General features: G+C 36.8%; 19 protein-coding genes. 14 read left to right on the top strand and 5 right to left on the bottom strand.

Annotated features, from left to right (window positions below):
• The first annotated feature begins 138 nt into the window (after positions 1-138).
• The 10 genes from deoC (at position 139) to B3C16_RS01070 (ending at position 8,438) form a co-directional block, all read left to right on the top strand.
• A complete protein-coding gene (gene deoC, locus B3C16_RS01115; RefSeq protein WP_291127804.1) occupies positions 139-882 on the top strand; it encodes a deoxyribose-phosphate aldolase in 744 nt (247 codons plus the stop codon).
• A gap of 17 nt (positions 883-899) precedes the next feature.
• Positions 900-2,999 carry a gliding motility protein RemB gene (locus B3C16_RS01110; RefSeq protein WP_291127801.1) on the top strand — a complete coding sequence of 700 codons (2,100 nt, stop codon included), beginning with the start codon at positions 900-902 and terminating at the stop codon, positions 2,997-2,999.
• Between the two features lie 231 nt (positions 3,000-3,230).
• Entirely contained in the window at positions 3,231-4,133 is a 903-nt protein-coding gene (gene cyoE / locus B3C16_RS01105) for a heme o synthase (RefSeq protein ID WP_199717086.1), read from the top strand.
• Between the two features lie 2 nt (positions 4,134-4,135).
• Positions 4,136-4,726: a cytochrome c oxidase subunit 3 gene (locus B3C16_RS01100; RefSeq protein WP_291127796.1), complete on the top strand. Its 591-nt coding sequence runs from the start codon at positions 4,136-4,138 to the stop codon at positions 4,724-4,726.
• A gap of 44 nt (positions 4,727-4,770) precedes the next feature.
• Entirely contained in the window at positions 4,771-5,799 is a 1,029-nt protein-coding gene (locus tag B3C16_RS01095) for a cytochrome c oxidase subunit 3 (protein WP_121311915.1), read from the top strand.
• 21 nt (positions 5,800-5,820) lie between these two features.
• Positions 5,821-6,177 carry a cytochrome C oxidase subunit IV family protein gene (locus B3C16_RS01090; RefSeq protein WP_121311914.1) on the top strand — a complete coding sequence of 119 codons (357 nt, stop codon included), beginning with the start codon at positions 5,821-5,823 and terminating at the stop codon, positions 6,175-6,177.
• 77 nt (positions 6,178-6,254) lie between these two features.
• A complete protein-coding gene (locus B3C16_RS01085; protein ID WP_291127789.1) occupies positions 6,255-6,911 on the top strand; it encodes a hypothetical protein in 657 nt (218 codons plus the stop codon).
• A gap of 10 nt (positions 6,912-6,921) precedes the next feature.
• Positions 6,922-7,605 carry an SCO family protein gene (locus B3C16_RS01080; protein ID WP_121311912.1) on the top strand — a complete coding sequence of 228 codons (684 nt, stop codon included), beginning with the start codon at positions 6,922-6,924 and terminating at the stop codon, positions 7,603-7,605.
• The gene (locus tag B3C16_RS01075) at positions 7,598-8,191 is read left to right on the top strand and encodes a DUF420 domain-containing protein (protein ID WP_121311911.1); all 594 of its coding nucleotides are present in this window, start codon (positions 7,598-7,600) and stop codon (positions 8,189-8,191) included. Before B3C16_RS01080 ends, B3C16_RS01075 begins: the two co-directional genes overlap by 8 nt.
• Positions 8,181-8,438: a hypothetical protein gene (locus B3C16_RS01070; protein ID WP_121311910.1), complete on the top strand. Its 258-nt coding sequence runs from the start codon at positions 8,181-8,183 to the stop codon at positions 8,436-8,438. The genes B3C16_RS01075 and B3C16_RS01070 overlap by 11 nt, the downstream gene beginning before the upstream one ends.
• Before the next feature lie 58 nt (positions 8,439-8,496).
• On the opposite strand, the gene B3C16_RS01065 is transcribed toward B3C16_RS01070, so the two are convergent.
• A complete protein-coding gene (locus B3C16_RS01065; protein ID WP_291127783.1) occupies positions 8,497-9,888 on the bottom strand; it encodes a DUF4403 family protein in 1,392 nt (463 codons plus the stop codon).
• 163 nt (positions 9,889-10,051) lie between these two features.
• On the opposite strand from B3C16_RS01065, the gene B3C16_RS01060 reads away from it, so the two are divergent.
• The 3 genes from B3C16_RS01060 to tsaB are packed head-to-tail and all read left to right on the top strand — an operon-like array spanning position 10,052 to position 13,399.
• Positions 10,052-11,428 (top strand): TolC family protein, encoded by a 1,377-nt coding sequence (locus B3C16_RS01060; protein ID WP_291127780.1) that lies wholly within the window; start codon positions 10,052-10,054, stop codon positions 11,426-11,428.
• 3 nt (positions 11,429-11,431) lie between these two features.
• A complete protein-coding gene (locus B3C16_RS01055; protein WP_121311907.1) occupies positions 11,432-12,730 on the top strand; it encodes an efflux RND transporter periplasmic adaptor subunit in 1,299 nt (432 codons plus the stop codon).
• A gap of 3 nt (positions 12,731-12,733) precedes the next feature.
• A complete protein-coding gene (tsaB, locus tag B3C16_RS01050; RefSeq protein ID WP_291127776.1) occupies positions 12,734-13,399 on the top strand; it encodes a tRNA (adenosine(37)-N6)-threonylcarbamoyltransferase complex dimerization subunit type 1 TsaB in 666 nt (221 codons plus the stop codon).
• Position 13,400: 1 nt separating this feature from the next.
• On the opposite strand, the gene B3C16_RS01045 is transcribed toward tsaB, so the two are convergent.
• The 4 genes from B3C16_RS01045 to B3C16_RS01030 all read right to left on the bottom strand — a co-directional run bounded on the left by B3C16_RS01045 (position 13,401) and on the right by B3C16_RS01030 (position 17,828).
• Positions 13,401-14,228: a mechanosensitive ion channel family protein gene (locus B3C16_RS01045; RefSeq protein WP_291127994.1), complete on the bottom strand. Its 828-nt coding sequence runs from the start codon at positions 14,226-14,228 to the stop codon at positions 13,401-13,403.
• 70 nt (positions 14,229-14,298) lie between these two features.
• On the bottom strand, positions 14,299-14,655 hold the full coding sequence (locus B3C16_RS01040; RefSeq protein ID WP_121311905.1) for an Rv0909 family putative TA system antitoxin: 357 nt from the start codon (positions 14,653-14,655) through the stop codon (positions 14,299-14,301).
• Positions 14,656-14,700: 45 nt separating this feature from the next.
• Positions 14,701-16,755 (bottom strand): thioredoxin domain-containing protein, encoded by a 2,055-nt coding sequence (locus B3C16_RS01035; protein WP_291127772.1) that lies wholly within the window; start codon positions 16,753-16,755, stop codon positions 14,701-14,703.
• 176 nt (positions 16,756-16,931) lie between these two features.
• On the bottom strand, positions 16,932-17,828 hold the full coding sequence (locus B3C16_RS01030; protein ID WP_291127769.1) for a NifU family protein: 897 nt from the start codon (positions 17,826-17,828) through the stop codon (positions 16,932-16,934).
• A gap of 131 nt (positions 17,829-17,959) precedes the next feature.
• On the opposite strand from B3C16_RS01030, the gene B3C16_RS01025 reads away from it, so the two are divergent.
• The coding region (locus B3C16_RS01025) for a choice-of-anchor L domain-containing protein (RefSeq protein ID WP_291127766.1) at positions 17,960-21,586 on the top strand (3,627 nt) is incomplete at its 3' end.

Here is a 21,586-nt window from a genome sequence, read left to right as displayed (position 1 = left end):
ATCGCCATTGACAAGAAGTTTGTTGCAAGCAATTGAAAATCATCGAACACCAACGATGAATAAAATCGTTTTGAGATAAACACCGGTTAATAAAAGGCGATACCCTATATAACCATTGACAAATAGATTTTACATCATATGAATATAAAACAGTATCTCGATTCTACTTATTTAAAAACAGCAAGCCAAGCAGGTTTATCTGAGAAGGAAAATGACCTGATTGTTCAAGGTTTTATTCAAGAAGCTATTGAAGAAGGTTTTAAATTGATTATGATCAGACCTGATAAAGTCAAAATGGCCAAAGAAATGATTTCCAAAGCCAAATCGAAATTGCTTATCGGAACGGTAATCTCTTTTCCGGAAGGAACTGATTCTCTTGAAGAAAAATTAGCCGAAGCCCAAAAAGCCATTGAAGACGGAGTAGATGAATTGGATTATGTTTGTAATTACGAAGCCTTTAAAAATGGGGAATTCGACTTAGTAAAAACCGAAGTCTTAAAAGGAACCAAACTCGCTTTTGACCACCATAAAGTAGCCAAGTGGATTATAGAAGTTGCGGCTTTAACCGATGCTCAAATTATTCAAATTTCGGCTTTGATCAAAAATGTAGTGATTCCTAATTTCAAAGAAGATTATTATTTCAATGTGTTCGTGAAATCGTCAACCGGTTTTTACAAGACAGAAAACAATTTGCCCAATGGCGCTACTTTTCCAACCATAATTATGATGCTCGAAAATGCTTCGCCTTTACCGGTTAAAGCCGCTGGCGGTGTTCGGACTTATCAAGAAGCAGAAGAAATGATTCGATTAGGTGTGAAAAGAATTGGTACTTCTGCCGCCAAAACTATTGCTCATGGCCAAACTGCCTCGGGCAATTATTAATATTATTATTCCGAAATATGAAAAATATATTTTCCTTTTTATTCCTGTTTTCCTTATTGTCTAATGCGCAAGTAACACAAAAAGCTACAGAACGATTTCCGGTATTTCCGGCTTGTGAAGGTCAGGAATTTAGTGCTTTAGAAACTTGTTTTTATAACGAAGTGCAAAATTTTGTGTACAATAATTTCAAAGTGCCCAATAATTTGAAAGGAAATGTCATTGTGCTTTTTGAAGTAGATGATAAAGGAAGTTTTAAAGTGATTTATGTCGACGCCGTAGATGAAACTTTGGTCACCGAAAGCAAAAGAGTTTTTGGGCAAATGCCAAAAATTAGTCCGGCAACGTATAACGGAAATCCGACTTATGCCAAATACACTATAAAAATTGCCATTCCGTTGCAAAGTGTAGCCGAAAGAGAAGCGCAAAAGGAAGCAGAAAAAGTAGCCGAAACAAAATCTAATTTTTACAAACCTAACCACAAACCCTTAACCGAGTTAGATAGCATTAAGTACACAAAATTTGACAATCCACAATTTCAAAGTCATTTGAATATTCCGTTTTCGCATAGTTATTATGCGCAATTTGATGACGAAATGAACCAAGTTGGGGCGAATAATCATACTGCTTCCAAGCCCTTTTCTTATGCGGATGTTTCCAAGTATTACGATTTGACCGCCGAAAATAAAAAGTTAGCCAAGAACAAACAAGGTTGGTGGGGCAAAAAGTTTTGGAATGAAAATTTAGTCGAAGTTCAAGGCGAAGACTATTGGTTTACGCTAAACCCAATTTTGGATTTACAATTTGGGAAAAGCGATCCGAGTGTTTCCAGTTATACTTATGTCAATACGCGTGGAATTCAGTTTAACGGTGGTTTGGGCGCAACAATCAATTTTACCACAACGGTTTATGAAAGCCAAGGACGTTTTGCTGATTATTTCAATCGCTATGCGGAATCATTGGCTCCGGCTGGTGGAAATCCGGCGATTATTCCCGGAATCGGAATTGCGAAAGGGTTTAAATCTGATGCGTATGATTTTCCTTTAGCCGAAGCTAATTTGGCGTATACCCCAAGTAAGTTTCTGAATATGAATTTGGGTTATGGTCGCAATTTTATTGGTGATGGTTATCGTTCGCTATTGTTGGGTGATGGCGCTAGTCCGTATCCGTATTTTAAATTGAATACGTCTTTTTGGAAAATCAAATACACCAACATTTACACTTGGTTAAAAGATGTTCGTCCGGACGTTACGCTAGACCGAACTTATGCGACGAAGTTTGCGGCCAGTCATTATTTGAGTTTGAATGTCACCAACCGATGGAATATTGGTTTGTTTGAGTCAGTGGTTTGGACCAATAAAAACAATCGTGGTTTTGATATGAGTTTTGCGAATCCAATTATATTCTATCGTTCAGTGGAGTTTGCTTCTTCGGCACGTAGTGGAAATGCTTTATTGGGATTGACTTCAAAATTCAAGTTCAATAACCAAATTCAGTTTTACGGACAATTTTTGTTAGATGAATTCTCGTTAAATGATATCAAAGCCGGAGAAAAAAGTTGGAAGAATAAATTTGGGTACCAATTGGGAGCCAAATATTTCAACGCTTTTAATATTAAAAACCTTTTACTGCAAGGAGAATACAATGTGGTTCGACCGTATGTTTATGCGCATAGCGAAGCCATTACCAATTATGGTCACAACAACCAAAGTTTGGGTCACCAATGGGGCGGAAATTTCAGAGAGTTGATTGCCATTGCGCGCTACCATAACGGACGTTATTTTGCCGATGCCAAAGTTACTATTGGGACAAGAGGTTTAGATTTCAACAATGCTACTGATACTTTTAACTATGGAAGCGATATTTACCGGGATTATGATTTAGACCGGCCTTTTGATACCGGAGTTGTCGTTGGACAAGGCAATAAAACCAATGTTTTTATCGCCGATTTACAAGCCGGTTATTTGATTAATCCGATGACGAATATGAAGTTGTATGGGAGTTTAATTTACAGAAATTTTACGCCTGCCACTGAAACGGCGCTTGCCGTAAAAGAAAGCACCACTTGGTTTTCTATCGGATTGAGATGTGATATTTTTAACTGGTATTTTGATTACTAGACGTTGATTTGTATTTTTTACTGGTTACCAAGAATTAAAACGGCTTCCTTTTAGCCCCGACAGTAGTGGCACCTTGTATAACGGATGGCGGGAAAATGGATTACTGACACACAATGACCATTCGCTTCTAATACTTAAAAATCGTTCAATATATCTTCAATATTTTTTTGTCAAATCGTTTTCTATAAAGTACCTTTGCAGCAGTTCTGAGAATTCGGAATAAAACTACGGATGAACGCTACTGCTACTACATTTTCTCTTAAACAAATTGCGATTGATTTCAAGGAAATCACCAAAGCAGGTTTAGCTATCAGCGTAGTATTTTCTTCTATTGCCGGTTATTTGCTTGGTGTGGTGGATTTTCAAGATTTAAAAGTGTCTACTTTATTGATGTTGGCCGTTGGCGGTTACTGTATGGTTGGTGCTTCTAATGCGTTTAACCAAGTCATCGAGAAAGATCTTGACGCTTTAATGGACAGAACAAAAAACCGTCCGGTTGCTTCGGGTAGAATGTCTCCGAATCACGCTTTGTTTGTGGCTAGTTTGCTGACCATCATCGGTTTGGTTTTATTGTATTTGATTAATCCTAAATCAGCCATGTTTGGTGCGATTTCCATCTTTTTATATACGAGTATTTACACGCCCTTAAAGGTTCATACGCCGCTTTCGGTTTTTGTGGGTGCCTTTCCTGGTGCGATTCCTTTTATGTTAGGCTGGGTTGCCGCAACAAACCATTTTGGAATTGAAGCGGGAACTTTGTTTTTAATACAGTTTTTTTGGCAATTTCCTCATTTTTGGGCGATAGGTTGGTTTTTATATGAAGACTACGAAAAAGCAGGTTTCTTTATGTTGCCAACGGGTAAAAAAGACACTTCAACAGCTTTACAGACGATTTTATATTCGGTTTGGTTGTTAGTTGCCTCTTTATTGCCAAGTTTAGGGTATACCGGACGATTATTTATTTCGCCAATTGCGGCAGGAATTGTATTTTTGCTCGGGCTTTGGATGATTTTTTACGCGGTAAAGTTGTATCAGCTCAGAACTGCTAAAGCCGCCAGAACACTTATGTTAGTGAGTGTTTCTTATATTACTTTGTTGCAAATAGTTTATATTACCGATAAATTTTTAAGATAGTTATGGCACCAACAACAATGACCGCCGAGGAACATAAATCAAGAACTGCAAGATCATACAAATTGCTGTTGTGGTTTGCTATGGCCAGTATGACCATGATGTTTGCCGGAATTACCAGTGCTTTTGTAGTAAGTAAGTCAAGAGAAGATTGGGTTAAAGATTTTCAAATGCCGACTTCATTTTACTTTAGTACTTTGGCAATCATATTATGTAGTGTAACTTTTCATTTGGCCAAGAAAGCCATTCAAAAAGACGACAGAAAAGCAACTACAAGTTTTCTTTTACTGACTTTAGGTTTCGGAATTACCTTCGTGTTTTTACAGTTTAATGGCTTTGAGCAATTGATAAAACAAGGCTATTATTTCACCGGACCGGAGAGCAATATTGCGACAACTTTTCTCTACGTAATTGCCGTAGTACACTTGGCTCACCTCGCCGGAGGAATTATTTCGCTTTTAATCATAATTTATAATCATTTTAAACAAAAATACAATTCAAGTCAAACACTTGGAATTGAGCTAGGTGCAATGTACTGGCACTTTCTTGATTTCTTGTGGATTTGTTTGTTTTTCTTTTTATATTTCTTTAAATAAGAAAAAAAATCTAAATTTGGGAACTTTTTAACTATATAACTTTTATGGGAGCTACAGTTACTACTGCAAATACAAACGAAAATACTTGGGGTGGCGGAAATGAGCCAATGGGTGCCAGTTATGGCAAATTGATGATGTGGTTTTTTATCGTATCGGATGCCTTGACCTTCTCGGGTTTCCTTGCGGCATACGGATTTTCAAGATTTAAATTTATTGATAATTGGCCAATTGCCGATGAGGTGTTTACGCACTTCCCGTTTTTACATGGCGTTCCTGCACCAATGTATTACGTAGCGTTGATGACTTTTATTTTGATTTTCTCCTCTGTAACAATGGTATTGGCTGTTGATGCCGGTCACCAAATGAAACAAAAGAAAGTGGCTTTCTATATGTTGTTAACCATTATCGGAGGTTTGATTTTCGTTGGTTCGCAAGCTTGGGAATGGAAAAACTTCATCAAAGGGGAATACGGTGCTATTGAAACTAAAGGTGGAAGTATCATTCAATTCGTTGATAATACAGGTAAAAGAGTTAAATTAGAAGACTTTGCGGTACAACTTCCGGAAACAAGAGAACAACACAAACGCAGTAATGGAGTTTGGTTTTCTGATGAAGCGGCTTTGCCTACTTATTCAGTTGCCGAAATACAAGCCGGTTTCAAAGCCCATCCTGAATTGTTGGTTAGAACCGAAAAAATCTACAGAGATACCAAAGAAGACAAAGCCAATAAAACTTTACAGCCTGGTTTAAATAAAAACAAACACAGAGAAATTCTGAACAGAGCCGAATCAGAAGTAATGATTGGAAACGCTCATTTAGTAGTTGAAGGAGCTAACTTGGAAAGAAACGAATACGGTAGCAAATTGTTTGCTGATTTCTTTTTCTTCATTACAGGATTTCACGGATTCCACGTGTTCTCGGGAGTAATTATCAATATCATCATCTATTTCAATGTTCTTTTAGGAACTTATGAAAAGAGAAGAAGTTATGAAATGGTAGAGAAAGTGGGACTTTATTGGCACTTTGTTGATTTAGTTTGGGTATTCGTATTTACATTCTTCTACTTAGTTTAATTATAGAAAACTTACAATATTATGTCACACGCACACGAACATGTATCAAATACATCAAGAATCTGGAAAGTTTTTATCCTTTTATCTGTCGTAACTATCGTTGAGGTTGCTTTAGGGATTGTTAGACCGGATGCTTTATTTATGAATAACTTTTTAAGCATGAATTTGCTTAACTGGGTTTTCATTGTCTTAACCTTGTACAAAGCTTACTATATTGTTTGGGCTTTTATGCACATGGAAGGTGAAAGAAATAGCTTGAAATGGGCAGTTGTTGCCACCGTTATTTTCCTTGTATTATATTTACTTTTTATATTATTGGTCGAAGCAGATTATATCTACGGGATTTTTAAAGATTCTACTATTAAATGGAATTTTTAACAATATATTAATTCAAAAAAAAGTCCCGATTCAGTCGGGATTTTTTTATTTTTGTACCACTGATTTTCACTATCCTAATGAAAAAAAATCTTGTCCTTTTCATCTTGTTTGTTTTACCCATCGTAGCCTATCTTTTCTTTGCTTCGGGTGTAAATAGTTTTATCACTTTGCCAACCATTACGCCAACGATTCCAAATGTTGATGCCCAATGGAAAACCCTCAATGATAAAAAAGTTACTTTAGATGCTAAAATAACAATACTCGGTTTTGCCGGAGAGAATATCATGGCGAATAGCGGTAATTTTTTCACGCTCAATCAAAAGATATACAACAAATACAGAGAATTTAAAGATTTTCAATTTGTATTTATAGCACCGGAAGGAACCGAGGCACAAGCCCAAAGACTTTTAAAGGAATTAGATGCGTTAACCGATGTTTCGGGTTATCATTTTGTTTTTGCCAAACGGGAAGCCATTCAAGCGTATCATGCCCAATTAAAGTTATTGGGCAAGTTAGACGATAACTTTGGAACGCCTTACGTTTATATAGTCGACAAGAAAAGAAATCTTCGCGGGCGAAAAGGGAAAAGCGATCAAGGTAAACCGGAATACAAAGAAGGTTACAACACAACATCAGCAGCCGATTTGCATAATGATATGATGGATGATGTAAAAATTATTTTGGCCGAATACCGTTTGGCTTTAAAACGAAACAACGCAGACAGAAAAATTTAGAGTTAGCCATATGAAAAATAAATCATACATCGGATTATCCTTTATCATTTTGGTCTTTGGAATTATTTTTATTCCCAAAATCATCAATAGAGTAAAAAACGGCACAGTTGTTCAAGGGGATAGAATTGATGCAGTTTCCAATAATAAAAAAGCTGAAAACGGTTTGTTAACGATTGGACCGGCACCAAGTTTTGAACTCACCAATCAGAACAATGAAAAAATCACCAACGAATCTTATAAAGGGAAAGTATATGTATTAGAGTTTTTCTTCTCGACTTGTCCTTCTATTTGTCCCATCATGAATAAAAATATGGTGGACATTCAAAATGAGTTCTTTGGCAATCCTAATTTCGGAATAGCGTCAATCACTATTAATCCGGAATATGATACTGCCAAGGTTTTAAAAGAACACGCGGAACTTATCGGAGCAAAATCTTCCAATTGGCATTTTTTAACCGGTGACAAAGAGTATATTTATGGTATTTCTAATAAAGGATTTAATATTTATGCCGGAGAAGATAAAAAAGCAGCAGGTGGTTTCGAACACTCAGGGCTTTTCGCTTTGATTGACAAAGAAGGTAATATCAGATGTAGAAAAGATAAATTTGGCAATCCTATTTTGTATTATGACGGATTGGATAAAAAAGGAGTAAAAGCGATAATTGAAGACATTAAAAAGTTATTAAATGAATAATCAGGAGAATAAAACCTTGGAAAGAAAATTTAGAGGTTCCATTATTGCGGTTTCTATAATTATCCCGATAGCGGTAGCTGTTTTGTTTACCGTAAAACTAAAAGATTTCGGAATCAATATAGAGCCCTTAAGCTTTTTGCCGCCAATTTATGCATCAATCAATGCGGTGACGGCCTTGCTTTTAATTATGGGCGTATTGGCTATTAAAAACGGGAATAGAAAGGTGCATGAAAGGATTATGACTTTAGCTATTGCCTGTTCTGTGGTTTTTCTAGTTATGTATGTCGCTTATCACATGTCGGCTGATTCTACGAAATACGGAGATATCAATGCGGACGGACTTTTAGATGACAAAGAATTGGCCAATGCCGGTTCGATGCGTAGCGTATACTTTTTCATTTTGATTTCACATATTCTTTTGTCAATAGCGATTATTCCAATGGTGTTGTTTACTTATGTGAGGGCTTTAGCCGAACGTTTTGACAGACATAAAAAACTAGCCAAAATTACTTTTCCTATTTGGTTGTATGTTGCCGTAACCGGCGTAGTGGTTTATTTGATGATTTCGCCTTATTATGCTAACTAAAGCCAAAAGCCAAAAGCCAAAAGTCAAAAGTGTCAGTGGTAAGGTCTTATTACTTATTGCCTATTGCCTAATGCCTATTGCCTCAACTGCGCAATGCGCTATGTGCAGAGCAGCACTAGAAAGTTCCGGAAATAATGCCAAAGTAGAAGCTGTAAACGACGGAATCGTTTTCCTAATGGCCATTCCTTATATTATAGTGGCCGGAATTGGTTTCGTGGTCTATAAAATGTATTACAAAAAGAAATAGGTTGTCATTTCATTCTATTGGAAACTGAACACTGCCAACTGAACACTGAGAACTGACTTTACTCCATTCCGTCAATTTTCACACTCATTTTTCCGGTAGTTGTAATAAAGGCGATAATGGCTTTATCTGTAACTTCTACTTTTTCAAATTCAAAATCATTCATGGTTCCGTTTACGAAAACTCCTTTCATGGGGGAATAATTGTTCAAGTAAGGCAGTAGACTTTTTTTACCTTCTTCCAAATTCGCTTTGATGGAATAGCGACAATTTTCTTGAATTTTTCTCAAAATTACCCCTTGCAATAGCCAATTGGCGGTTCTGGTTAAAATGCCTTTTGAGTTCAGCACATAATCCATTTGGTCAAAATAAATTTCTTTGGTAATCGCATTGTAATTTGGAATTCCCGACAAATAAATACTGCCGTTGATGCTCCCACTCATGTCTAAAGCAATGATAATTTTGCCGTCTTTTTGCCACATGGCTACATTTTCAATCGTTATTTTTCGACTGCCGGAAGCAAATTCCTTGCCTTTGAAATTGGCCGTAATAATTTTCGAAGCACTTTCATAAGTAGAAATGGCGGCCACATTAGCCGAAACAGTGGTTGGTATTTTAGTCACGGCTTTAAATTGAATGGCCTCTCGGTCAAAAGTGTTTTTGGGTTTCAAACCTACCATAGTTTGCATATTGCATTTCAATCCTAAATCCATTTTAATCTCACTTTTGCTTAAAACAGCATCGGTAACATAAACTTCTATCGGAATCAACTTGAACCAAGTTTGGTATTGTTCACTGGTTACAAATGGCGTGCTCATGTTTTCCAAGACATCCAATACATAAGGTTTGAAATCACAGGACTTTTCGATGGCTTCGTCTATTTTTTTGGCTACTTTTGATTTAAAGATGGAAAGTGTCGGATTGATGATATAAGTAATTGGCACATATTTTCCGGAAACCAATATCGTCGGACTTTCAGACCATTCAAAATCTTCGATTTTAGAAGTAGTTGATAATTTCCAATTGGATAGTTTTACATCGCTAACCATCGTAATGGTTCCGTTTAAATTGATTTCGCGAGTGTCGTTTAAGCCCATGAAATCAGTTCCGTATTTTATTTTGGCCCAAATTTTCAAAGGCATTGTAGTTTGAATTTTACCGTTTTTTTCTACCAATCTGATTGGAGCGGTTTTCCAAATTTTCATTTCGGTTTTGTCATCAGCCAAATTCGAATCGTCATAAATCTGTCCATTCATGGTTTTGTTCAATTGATTCTCTATTTCTTTTAAAGAAATTTCCAAAGGCATATTAACAAAGGAGGTCTTTGTTTTATAAACCATTGGTGCGTCATTTGATGGGAGTGGTTTTAAAGCCTCGATTCTTTGAGTAGTAGCACAGCTGTTTATCAGAATTGAAAAGAGAAGCAGAAAGAGAATCGATTTTAGGACTGACATAAATAAAAATAATTTTTGTCAAAAATAAATGTAAATATTGTAACCGACTGTAACATTATTAAAAAAATAGTGTCTAAAACATTGAGTCTTTAATTAAGAAATAAAAGCCAAAAATAATATCTTTGTTTATTCAAGGAATTTGGGTTTGATTACCTCTTTTAATATGAAAATAATAAAAATTCACCTCTTACTTACTTTTGTCTTGTTGCTGGGATTTGGTGCTGCAGCACAAACAAAGAAATGGACTATTGAAGAGTGCGTAGCTTATGCTATGAAAAACAATATTTCCATCAAGCAATCGGAACTCGATGTAAGATTAGCGGACATTGACAAAAAAGCGGCTGTGGGCAACTTTTTTCCGAGCTTAAATGCCAGCAGTCAACATTCTTGGAGCATTGGAGCTAACATCAACCCGGTGACTAACGCACGTGAAAATCAAACTACTCAATTTACCCAAATGAGTTTAAGTTCAAGTGTTGATCTTTACAATGGTTTGCAAAATCAAAACCGACTGCGAAGAGCCAAATTAGCACAATTGGCTTCTCAATACCAATTGACCAAAATGCAAGATGATATTTCACTATTTGTCGCCAATGCTTATTTGGATATTTTATTTAACAGAGAAAACTTAAAAGTACAGCAAAGCCAATTAACCAATGATGAAAAACAGTTGATTCGCGCACAAGAGTTAGTTGATGCCGGAATGGTGCCTCGTGGAGACTTATTAGATATGAGAGCTACGGTCGCTTCAGATAAACAAAAAGTTGTTGTGGCAGAAAATGCTTTACTTATTTCGCGATTGAGCTTAGCCCAATTACTTCGCCTGGAAGATTTTGCCTCTTTTGATATAGCCGATGTTGATATTGAGCCTACACCAAGTCCGGTGATGGCAGAGTCGCCGGAAGCTATTGTAGCCAAAGCCAATGAAGTTCGTGTAGAAATTAAAATTGCGAAAGCCAATCTTGATTTAGCCGAACGCGATATAAAAATTGCCAAAGGCGCTTTACAACCGAGCCTTTCTTTTGGGTATAATTTTGGAACCAACGCCAGTTACTCCGACAGAATAATTGGAGTCGACTCTAATGGTGTGCCGATAATCGCCGGACCACTCCCTGTTTTTGACCAGTTTAGTGATAACAAAGGGCACAACTTCGGACTCCAACTGAATGTGCCAATATTCAATGGTTTTTCAGCAAAGAATAATGTAGATCGATCTAAAATAGCTTATGAAAGGTCTAAAAATACTTTTGATCAGGCAAAAATAGATTTGGAAACCAATGTCTATAAAGCCATAACCGATACCAAAGGCGCACTCAATACTTATGAAGCTTCTATTGCTACTTTGGAAGCCAGACAAGAAGCGTTTAATTATGCGAAAGAAAAATATGCAGTTGGAATGATGAATGCCTTTGACTACAATCAATCGCAAACGTTATACATCAATTCCCAATCGGATGTGATTCGTGCCAAATACGATTACATCTTTAAAACGAAAGTCGTAGAACTCTATTTTGGAATCCCAATCATTCAAAAACAATAAAACATGTCAAAAAAGAAAATATATTGGTTAGTAGGAATAATCGCGTTGCTTTTAATAGTATTAGTGATTTTAAAGAAAAATGGAGTAATCGGTGCAGATGATGGTATCATTGAGGTAGAAACTGCTAAAGCCGATGAAATTACAATTATCGAAACGGTTTCGGCTACCGGTAAAATTCAACCGGAAATTGAGGTAAAAATCTCTTCTGAGGTTTCGGGAGAAATTATCGATTTGCCCATCAAAGAAGGACAAGTGGTTAAAAAAGGACAACTTTTAGTCAAAATCAATCCCGATTTATATACTTCAGGCTACAACAGAACGATTTCTAACTTGTCTGGAACCAAAGCCGGTTTGAGTCAGGCCGACGCTACATTTAAAGAAGCAAAAGCCAGTTACGACAGAAGCAAAACGCTTTTTGACAAAGGCATCATTTCCAAATCAGAATGGGACAAAGCAACCGCTACTTTTGAAGGTGCTAAAGCCAACAAAGAATCCGCTTATTACAATGTACAAAGTGCTAACGCCACGGTAAGAGAAGCTAAAGACAACTTAGGCAGAACCACCATTTATTCTCCGGCAGACGGAACAATTTCTTCTCTTGGTGTCGAATTAGGCGAAAGAGTTTTGGGAACCCAACAAATGACCGGAACGGAAATTCTTCGTGTAGCCAATTTGGACAACATGGAAGTGGAAGTAGATGTAAACGAAAATGACATCGTTAAAATCAGTATTGGTGACAGTACCAATATTAGTGTTGATGCTTATTTGAAAAAGGAATTCAAAGGCATAGTAACTAGCATTTCTAATTCTGCGAGTACAGCAACTACCGCTGATCAAGTGACTAATTTTAAGGTAAAAGTTAGAATTCTAAAAGAATCTTATCAAGATTTATTAGAAGGTAAATCGGCTAATTTTTCGCCGTTCAGACCGGGAATGACTGCAACGGTTGACATAATCACGACAAGAAAAGAAAAAGTAATTGGTGTGCCAATCAGCTCTGTTTTGGTGAAATCAGATACCACGGCTACGAAATCCTATATGGTTAAGGAAGAGCCGGAAGAGAAAAAAGTGACGGCCAAAAGCGATAAAAAATTTGAATGTGTATTTGTGAAAGTTGGTGACAAAGCCAAAATCAGAGTCATTAAAACAGGCATTCAAGATGATACTAATATTGAAGTGGTTTCAGGTTTGAAAAAAGGGGATGTTGTGATTATCGGACCTTATACTACGGTGACCAAAGACCTGAATTCGGGTGATAAAGTAAAATTGAAAAACAGTACAGACAAAGAAAAAGCCAAATAAATTTTGACCTACATTCTTAACATTGAAACCGCAACGAAAAATTGCTCAGTATCTTTAGCCAAAGACGGAAAAACAATATTGCTTAAAGAAATAGCCGAACAAGGTTATTCTCATGCTGAAAAATTGCATGTTTTTATAGAAGATATTTTAAAAGAAGCAGGAATTACAGTCCGAGATTTGAAAGCGATTGCCATCAGCAAAGGTCCGGGATCTTATACGGGTTTGCGCATCGGTGTTTCGGCGGCAAAAGGTTTGTGCTATGCGTTGCAAATTCCATTAATTTCAGTGGACACTTTACAAGTTTTGGCCCAAAAAGTAACCCAAAATGATGGCTTAATTATTCCGATGATTGACGCCCGAAGAATGGAAGTTTATAGTGCTGTTTTCGACCATAATTATCAAAAAATAGCGGAAGTACAAGCAGAAGTTTTAACCGAAGTCAGTTATGCTGATAGGACAGAAACCATCTATATTGTAGGCGATTGTCAGGAAAAATGCCAATCAGTTTTGACCGCAGTCAACTTCGTATTTCTACCGGAAATTGTATTTCCTTCTGCTAATGAGATGAGTCCAATTAGCTATAAAAAATTCATTCAAAATGAGTTTGAAGATGTGGCTTACTTTGAGCCTTTTTACTTGAAAGATTTTATGTTGACTAAAAAAACATAAATTATCCTTTCGAGGTCTCAAGCACAAATGGTTGTATTGAAATTCCGGCCGCTTCAAAAGCTTCTTTACAGTTTTCCAAAATATCAGAAGACATATCACTAAAATCGATATTGGTCGCCCAAGGTCGGATTGACAATTGTACAGCCGAATCGGTTAAACCTCTCACAGCAACTGTTGGCGCAGGATTTTTTAAAACTTTAGGATGGTTTTGCATCACTTTCATGACGATGTCTTTGGCGGTTTTAATATTGGTGTCATAGGAAAGGGAAAACAACAAATCTGCTCTGCGGTTGCCTTGCATCGAATAATTAATGATTACATTATTTGATAGAATTCCGTTTGGGATAAAAATAGTTTGGTTGTTTCCGGTAATTAATTTGGTTACAAAAATCTGTATTTCCAACACAGTTCCAATAACGCCCTGTGCTTCAATGGTGTCGCCAACTCTGAAAGGTTTGAATAAAATAATCAACATTCCGCCGGCAAAATTGGACAAAGAGCCTTGAAGTGACAAACCAATCGCCAAACCAGCCGCACCGAGAATTGCCACAAATGAAGAAGTTTCTATGCCTAATTTGGAAATAAAACTCACAAACAACAATATGCGTAATGCCCAAAGTAAACTATCGGCTAAGAATTTAGATAAGGTTGGGTCAAATTCTCTTTTTACCATGATTTTTCTAACCAAACGATTGATAAATCGAATGACATACAATCCGATGAAAAGGATGATTAATGCCGAAATCAGTCTCGGAGAATAATCAATTAAAAGCGTGGTAAATTGTTCAACGTATTCTGCAAAGGAGTGAATCGAAAGCGAGCTGTTCATAGTCATATTGTAAAAAAAATCCCGAAAGAATCGGGATAATTATGGATTGCAAAAATAATAATTTTTAAAATTAATCCGCGTCTTCTTCTACACGATTTACCGCATCACTAGCTTTTTCTTCAGCTGCATCAACAGCGTCGTTAGCATCGTTGGTAAATGAATTTATTTTTTCTTTGGCAGTTTCTGCCAACTCATTTATTTTTTCTCTGGCGTTATCGACTACATTGTCTATAGTTTCAGACGCTTGTGGTACATATTCGCTTATTTTTTCTTTAGCGGTTTCCACAAATTCTTCTACTTTATCCACTACCGGATCAGCTATTTCTTTAGCTTTTTCAATGGCGTCATCAGCAAAATTACTGGCTTGTTCTCCGGCTTTACCTTTTGAGCCTCCGAACAAATTTTTAAAAAAATCTCCAAATCCCATATCAGTTGTTTTTATTGGTTAATAATAACAATATTACGATTTTTTCTAAGAATTTGGTGTTATTTTATTGATAATTTCTTGTAAATCAATGGTTGGTGTATCGCAAGTTTTGTTCTGGCACAAATACAATAACGTTTGACTTTCCACAAATCTATTTTCTAAAAATGGCAGAGCGGAATCAACTTTGGCTCCGGCAAGAATGAGGTTAGGCATATACTGTTGGTTGATTTGGGTCAAATAATCCAAAGCTCTTTCACCACAAATCGCCAATTCTTTGTTTTGTTCCGAATAATTTAAAAGCACATTCAGCCAATTTGAGAAAGCCGATGGATAATCAATCGTCGGAATAATATTTTGCACCATTTGTTCGGCTATCGATTCGTAATAACTATTGTTGAAATAAATACCCAATCGAAATAAATTACTCGCCATAACTGAATTCGCGGCCGGAATCACATTGTCCTCGACTTCAAAATGTGCTGTAATTAAGGCTTCGTCATTTTGAGAAGTAAAAGAAAAAAACTGTTCTTTTTCGTTATAGAAAAAATCAAAACAATAATCTGTTAATTGCTTGGCATTTTGCAGCCATTGTTCGTCCAAAGTCGCTTCATACAAACCAATAAATCCTTGAATCACCTGAGCATAATCTTCTAAATAAGCATTGATGGTGGCTTTAGCTACGCTCTGTTCGGCTCCGCCTCGAGTGCCGTTTTTATACGTTCTAAATAAATTGCCATCTGAAGACCAAAGATTTTTAGTGATGAAATGGGCATTTTGCAAAGCGATGTTTAAATATTTTGGGCTGCCTAAAGCTTTAAAAGCGTCAACAAAGCCTTTAAGCATTATGGCGTTCCAAGAAGTCAGGCATTTGTCATCGAGTCTGGGTTTGCTGCGTTTTTCTCTTTCAGTATACAGTTTTTGTTCCCATGATTCTTTTTTTTGTGCCAATGTTTCCACAGACATATTTTGCTTTTTAGCGATTTGTTCCAAAGATTGATTTTGAATCAAAACATAATTACCGTGTTCCCAATGACCAAATTCATTGATATTGAAAACTTCGGAAAACAAGTCGAAATCTTCACCAATAAATTCTTGTAATTCTTCTTTCGTCCAAACATAAAATGCGCCTTCTTCTAAATGATTTTCGGCATTCAAACTGTCGGCGTCGAGTGCAGAATAGAAACTTCCTTCCGAAGTCAGCCATTCTTTTTCGACGAAAGTCAAAGTTTTTTCGATGACTTCTTTATATAATAGATTGCGGGTTAATTTATAAGCATTCGCGTAAAGCGAAACCAACTGACCGTTATCATATAACATTTTTTCAAAATGCGGCACATGCCATTTCATATCCACAGAATAACGTGAAAATCCGCCGTCTAGTGTGTCGAATAAGCCACCGTAAGCCATTTTGGTTAATGTCAGATTGGTAAAATCGAGTAAACTTTGGTTTTGGGTTTGGTATCCATAACGTAACAAGAATTCATAATTCGTTGGCATCATAAATTTTGGAGCTCTTGCCATACCGCCAAATTCCCAATCGAAACTTTTTTGCCATTTTTCGACTAATTTTTCTAAGCGGTCTAAACTGTTGTCGACAGGCGAATCGATTTTAGGAATTATGCTTAATGACTGTAAACCTTCATGCAGTTGTTGGGCATAATCAAAAATGGTTTCCGGGTTTTGAGTATAAATTTCTTGAAGTTTTTCTAAGGAATTGATCCACTCATTTTTTTTGAAATACGTTCCGCCCCAAATAGGTCTGCCATCAGGCAAAGTGACCACGTTCATGGGCCAACCACCATGACCGGTCATGACTTGAACTGCTTTCATATAAACAGCGTCGATATCCGGACGTTCTTCGCGGTCGATTTTGATGTTGACAAAATGGGCGTTCATTACGGTGGCAACATCGTCGTTTTCAAAACTTTCGTGTTCCATTACGTGACACCAGTGACAGGCAGAATAACCTATGCTGATGATGATGAGTTTGTTTGCTGTCTTGGCTTGTGCCAAAGACTTTTCGTTCCAAGCTTTCCAATGCACGGGATTGTTGGCGTGTTGGAGTAGGTATGGGCTGGTTTCCAGATGTAGTTCGTTCATGATTTATTTTTTAGCCCTGATTGCAGCAAGTATCCTTTTTTTTAATTGAGTGTCTTGATTGCGCCCGGTGTGATAAAAAAAGATATTGCGGAAAGCGGGAAACAGCTCCTAAAATTTAATTAAAAAAAGCGTCCGATTTGGACGCTTAAAGGTAGTTTTTTATTTTGAAATACGGCTTATCCATTAATGGCTTCCACCACAATGTCTTTATCATTCAACATGTCTTTCAGCATATTTTCGATACCGTTTTTTAGGGTGAAAGTCGAAGAAGGGCAACCGTTGCAAGAACCTTGCAATACGACTTTTACTCTTTTTTCGGTTTCGTCATAAGAGTCGAAAAGAATATTTCCACCATCGGCAGCGACCGCCGGTTTTACATATTCTTCTAGAATATTGATGATTTGTTGTGACGTTGTATCAAGGTTGTCAAAATTTTTGATTTGTTGTTTTTCTTGCTTTTCGTCATTTACTATCATGGTTTCATCTAACACAGTTCCGCCGTTTTCGATGAATTGTTTGATGAACGTTCGCAATTCTAAAGTGATTTCGTCCCAAGAAGTGCTTTCGTATTTGGTAACCGAGATATAATTTTCGGTGATAAAAATTTCTTTTACGAAGTGGAATTTGAACAATTCTTGCGCTAACGGAGAAGCTTTGGCTTCGTCAATATTTTTGAATTCGACAGCGGTTTTGGTCAAGGCTTTATTGACTACAAATTTCAGCGAAGCCGGATTAGGTGTGGTTTCTCCGTAAACAGTTATGGCTTGTTTTCGGGTTGGGTTTTCGGTTTGTAATACAATAACGCCGCCATTGTTGACAAAACTTTCGATTTGTTCAGTCACTGCGTCTTGAACATCTGACCATTCTACAATGCTAAAACGTTCGATAGCAATAAAATTACCGGAAATGTAGACGGTTTTTACAAATGGCAAGTAAAATAATTGTTGGGCTAAAGGTGAATTTTTGGCTTCGTCAATGTTTTTAAACTCGAAGTTCTCATTTTGAGTAATGAAATCCGGAAATTCAAATTTAATTATTGTTGGGTTTTGGGTTTCTTTTATGGTGATTTTCATCGATTTTATTTATTTTTCTGCAAATTTAACAAAGTTATTTTCGATGATTAACTATATTTGAACAATTAATCAATAATTAACACAATCAAGTGGTTTTAATAAAATAGGACTACTAAAACATTTTTTATTTGATGCAGAAAAAAATACTCATAATTCTCTTTTTGGCGATTAGCTTTTCGTCATATTCCCAATTAATAGTCAATAATACTCAATCGCCTGCGCAATTAGTGCAAAACGTGCTCTTAGGGCAAGGAGTTGCGGCTACCAATATTACTTTTAACGGTACTGCGGCTAATGCCAGTGTTATAAGTGATCAGGTTGGTCATTTTTTAAATGGTTCGTCAACCAATATTGGTCTGGAAGAAGGGATTATTTTGTCAACAGGGAAAGGAATAGTGGCGATTGGGCCGAATAATTCTGGAGGGACAACTAATGCTACGGATAATCCTACTGAAGGAGATGCTGATTTAGACCAATTGACTACCAATACGGTTATGAACATAGCAATTCTTGAATTTGATTTTGTGCCGAATGGACAAACATTGAGTTTTGACTTTGTTTTTGCTTCGGAAGAATACCCTGAATGGGCCAATTCAAGTTTTAATGATGTTTTTGGTTTTTTCTTGAGCGGTCCCGGTATCGCAGGTCCTTATACTAATGGTGCCATTAATATTGCTTTGATTCCTTCGACTACAGTTCCGATTACAATTAACAATTTAAATAACGGAACTACAAATAACGGACCCTGTGAATACTGTTCGTTTTACGTTAATAATGGGACTGGAAGTACTCCTGCAGTTAACAGTACCATACAGTATGATGGTTTTACTTTAGTTATTCCGGCTACAGCCAATGTTCAGTGTGGACAAACGTATCATATTAAATTAGCCATTGCCAATGTCGGAGATAATTCATTGGATTCAGCGGTTTTTCTAAAGGCTAATAGTTTTGCTTCTGCGCCGATAGATTTTCCTAATGATTATTTAGTTTCAAATGGTTTTGCACCTTGTTTTGGGAGTTCTACAGTTATTTGTACTGGTTTGGCAACTACAGTTCCTCATGTTTGGACTCTTGATGGTGGTGTCATTCCGGGTGAAACAGGTCCTTGTTTGACGGTTACTGAGCCCGGCGAATATTGCGCAACCGCATTCCCTTTTGGTCCGGCATGTCCTGTTACAGATTGTTTGATTGTAGAGTTTCTAGATGAAATAATGATAGGTGATCCTAATGATTTAACGGAATGCGATGTGATTTTCAATTTGACACAAAACACACCAATCATCGCCAATAATCTTGATGTTACAATTACTTATCATACCACACTTTCTAACGCAGAACAATTGATAGGCGCTATTCCAAACCCAACAAATTATACAGGTTTTGATGGGCAAATTATTTATGCTGCGATAGAAGATAATACGGTAGGTTGTTTAACAACTACTCAATTTGAGCTGAATGTTATTGTATGTACAACCAACCCGATTCCGACTCAACCACCTAATTTAGCGTTGTGTGAAAGTAGTTTTGGTAGTGGTACGGCCACTTTTAATTTTGTGCCTCAAACACCTATTGTCTTGGGGACATATTCGGCTGCAGATTATACCGTTACTTATCATTTAACACAGAATAATGCGGATAATGATGTAAGTCCTATTGGACCAACAAATGTTGTTGGAACTAATGGTCAAACAATATATGTAAGATTGGAAGAAAATGTTGATCCAACCCATTTTAGCACAATCTCTTTTCAATTGATTGTTAATCCGATACCTACGGCAACAATTTCTATTGCTCCGTCAGTTGTTTGTGCGAATGAAGACAGTACAGTAACTTTTAACGGAACGCCAAATGCAGTTGTAACTTATAATGTTGATGGGAATCCAAATCAAAATATAACTTTGAATGCTGCAGGCAATGCAACAATAGTACTAACATCATTAACAGTTCCATCAACCTACAATTTGGTGAGTATTGCTAATCCAACGACTACTTGTTCACAGTTAATTGCAGGTTCGGCTTCAGTGACGGTTAATCCATTGCCAACGGCCGGTATTTCCGGTACTACGTCAATTTGTGCGGGCAATACAGCAGTTGTGCTATTTAGTGGTACTCCAAATGCTGAGATTACTTATAATATTGACTCAAATCCAAATCAATTAATTGTTTTGGATGCTACAGGTAATGCGTCAGTTACAACACCAGTTTTAAACATTTCTTCTACTTACAATTTAGTCAGTGTTGAAAATCCAGTTACCAATTGTTCTCAATTACAGTCAGGTTCTGCTGTTATAACTGTTAATCCATTACCAACCGTTACAATATCAGGAACGACAGCAATTTGTTTTGGGGATACTGCCACAATTACATTTAATGGTACTCCAAATGCTGAAGTTACTTATAATATAGATTCTAATCCGAACCAAACGATTGTTTTAAATGGATTAGGTAATGAAACCATAGTAACAACTCCTTTAACAGCATCAACTATTTACAATTTAGTTAGTGTCGAAAATACAGCTACTACCTGTTCGCAAACTCAAAGTGGTTCTGCAGTTATTACGGTTAACACTACTCCGGTTATTAGTCAGCCTACTGATTATGTAGTTTGTGATGACAATAATGATGGAATATCTTGTTTGTTTGATTTAGGGACAAAAATCATCGAAGTTAATGGAGGCAATCCCAATATTATTGTAGAATTTTACGAAACCGACACCAGTGGTTCGCCGATTCCTTTGAATTTGAATTATTGTAGTATTGTGCCAGGAATTCAAACCATTTATGTGCGAGCTTACAATGTTGGTTCTCCTGACTGTTATTCTACCACTACATTTGATTTAATCGTCAACCCCTTACCGGTACCCAATCCTATAATTTCAGATTACGAATTGTGTGATTACAATTCAACAGGTGATGAGATTGAGGTATTTACTTTAAATAGTATGGATACTGAGATTGCCAATGGTCAAACTAATGTAACGATCAGTTATTATTTAACTCAAGGCGATGCTCAAACGCAAACCGGTCCACTACCGAATTCCTATCCTAACATCAGCAATCCACAACAAATTTGGATTAATATTAGTGATAATGTTACAGGTTGTGATGCGGTGAGTTCTTTTAATTTGGTGGTGAATCCATTGCCAATTGCTACTACACCTGAACCTATATTCCAATGTAGTAATGGTGCGACGACTCAGGCGGAGTTTGATTTAACTATCAATGAAGGGGTTGTAACAGCAGGTAATACTTCACTAGTTACTGTGACTTATTACACTGCTTTGCTTGCTGCTCAAAATGCGACAAGCCCGATAACTACTCCGGATACTTACATTGGCACGGATAACGAAATTGTTTACATCAGAGTAGAGGATAATGTTACAGGTTGTTATGCTACGACCACGCAATTGCTTAGAGTTACCCAAGGACCAATTGCCATCACACCACAAGCTCTTCATTATTGTGATCCAAACAATGACGGATTTGGCTTCTTTGATTTAGAATCTGCCTCGACAGAGATAGCCGGAGGCATATGGCCACTACTAGGTGTTTCTATCACTTATCATGAAACTGAGACTGATGCGCTGCTTGGCGCTAATCCAAAACCTAGCCCATACGAGAATATCAATCCATGGACACAAACGATTTATGTCAGAGTATTTTATACTTTGACAGGATGTGCTAATTATGTTCAATTACAGTTAATAGTTGACCCAACGCCAGAGGCTACAGAGCCTGATGATTATGAATTGTGTGAT

It is taken from the genome of Flavobacterium sp. UBA7682 (assembly GCF_002482945.1).
Lineage (GTDB): Bacteria > Bacteroidota > Bacteroidia > Flavobacteriales > Flavobacteriaceae > Flavobacterium.
Note: the sequence above shows the minus strand (reverse complement) of the source record. Positions and strands in the feature narration are given on the sequence as shown.

Excerpts from the sequence above, each read along its gene's own strand:
- deoC (WP_291127804.1), top strand. The coding sequence starts at position 139 with ATGAATATAAAACAGTATCTCGATTCTACTTATTTAAAAACAGCAAGC.
- B3C16_RS01110 (WP_291127801.1), top strand. The coding sequence starts at position 900 with ATGAAAAATATATTTTCCTTTTTATTCCTGTTTTCCTTATTGTCTAAT.
- cyoE (WP_199717086.1), top strand. The coding sequence starts at position 3,231 with ATGAACGCTACTGCTACTACATTTTCTCTTAAACAAATTGCGATTGAT.
- B3C16_RS01100 (WP_291127796.1), top strand. The coding sequence starts at position 4,136 with ATGGCACCAACAACAATGACCGCCGAGGAACATAAATCAAGAACTGCA.
- B3C16_RS01095 (WP_121311915.1), top strand. The coding sequence starts at position 4,771 with ATGGGAGCTACAGTTACTACTGCAAATACAAACGAAAATACTTGGGGT.
- B3C16_RS01090 (WP_121311914.1), top strand. The coding sequence starts at position 5,821 with ATGTCACACGCACACGAACATGTATCAAATACATCAAGAATCTGGAAA.
- B3C16_RS01085 (WP_291127789.1), top strand. The coding sequence starts at position 6,255 with ATGAAAAAAAATCTTGTCCTTTTCATCTTGTTTGTTTTACCCATCGTA.
- B3C16_RS01080 (WP_121311912.1), top strand. The coding sequence starts at position 6,922 with ATGAAAAATAAATCATACATCGGATTATCCTTTATCATTTTGGTCTTT.
- B3C16_RS01075 (WP_121311911.1), top strand. The coding sequence starts at position 7,598 with ATGAATAATCAGGAGAATAAAACCTTGGAAAGAAAATTTAGAGGTTCC.
- B3C16_RS01070 (WP_121311910.1), top strand. The coding sequence starts at position 8,181 with ATGCTAACTAAAGCCAAAAGCCAAAAGCCAAAAGTCAAAAGTGTCAGT.
- B3C16_RS01065 (WP_291127783.1), bottom strand. The coding sequence starts at position 9,888 with ATGTCAGTCCTAAAATCGATTCTCTTTCTGCTTCTCTTTTCAATTCTG.
- B3C16_RS01060 (WP_291127780.1), top strand. The coding sequence starts at position 10,052 with ATGAAAATAATAAAAATTCACCTCTTACTTACTTTTGTCTTGTTGCTG.
- B3C16_RS01055 (WP_121311907.1), top strand. The coding sequence starts at position 11,432 with ATGTCAAAAAAGAAAATATATTGGTTAGTAGGAATAATCGCGTTGCTT.
- B3C16_RS01045 (WP_291127994.1), bottom strand. The coding sequence starts at position 14,228 with ATGAACAGCTCGCTTTCGATTCACTCCTTTGCAGAATACGTTGAACAA.
- B3C16_RS01040 (WP_121311905.1), bottom strand. The coding sequence starts at position 14,655 with ATGGGATTTGGAGATTTTTTTAAAAATTTGTTCGGAGGCTCAAAAGGT.
- B3C16_RS01035 (WP_291127772.1), bottom strand. The coding sequence starts at position 16,755 with ATGAACGAACTACATCTGGAAACCAGCCCATACCTACTCCAACACGCC.
- B3C16_RS01030 (WP_291127769.1), bottom strand. The coding sequence starts at position 17,828 with ATGAAAATCACCATAAAAGAAACCCAAAACCCAACAATAATTAAATTT.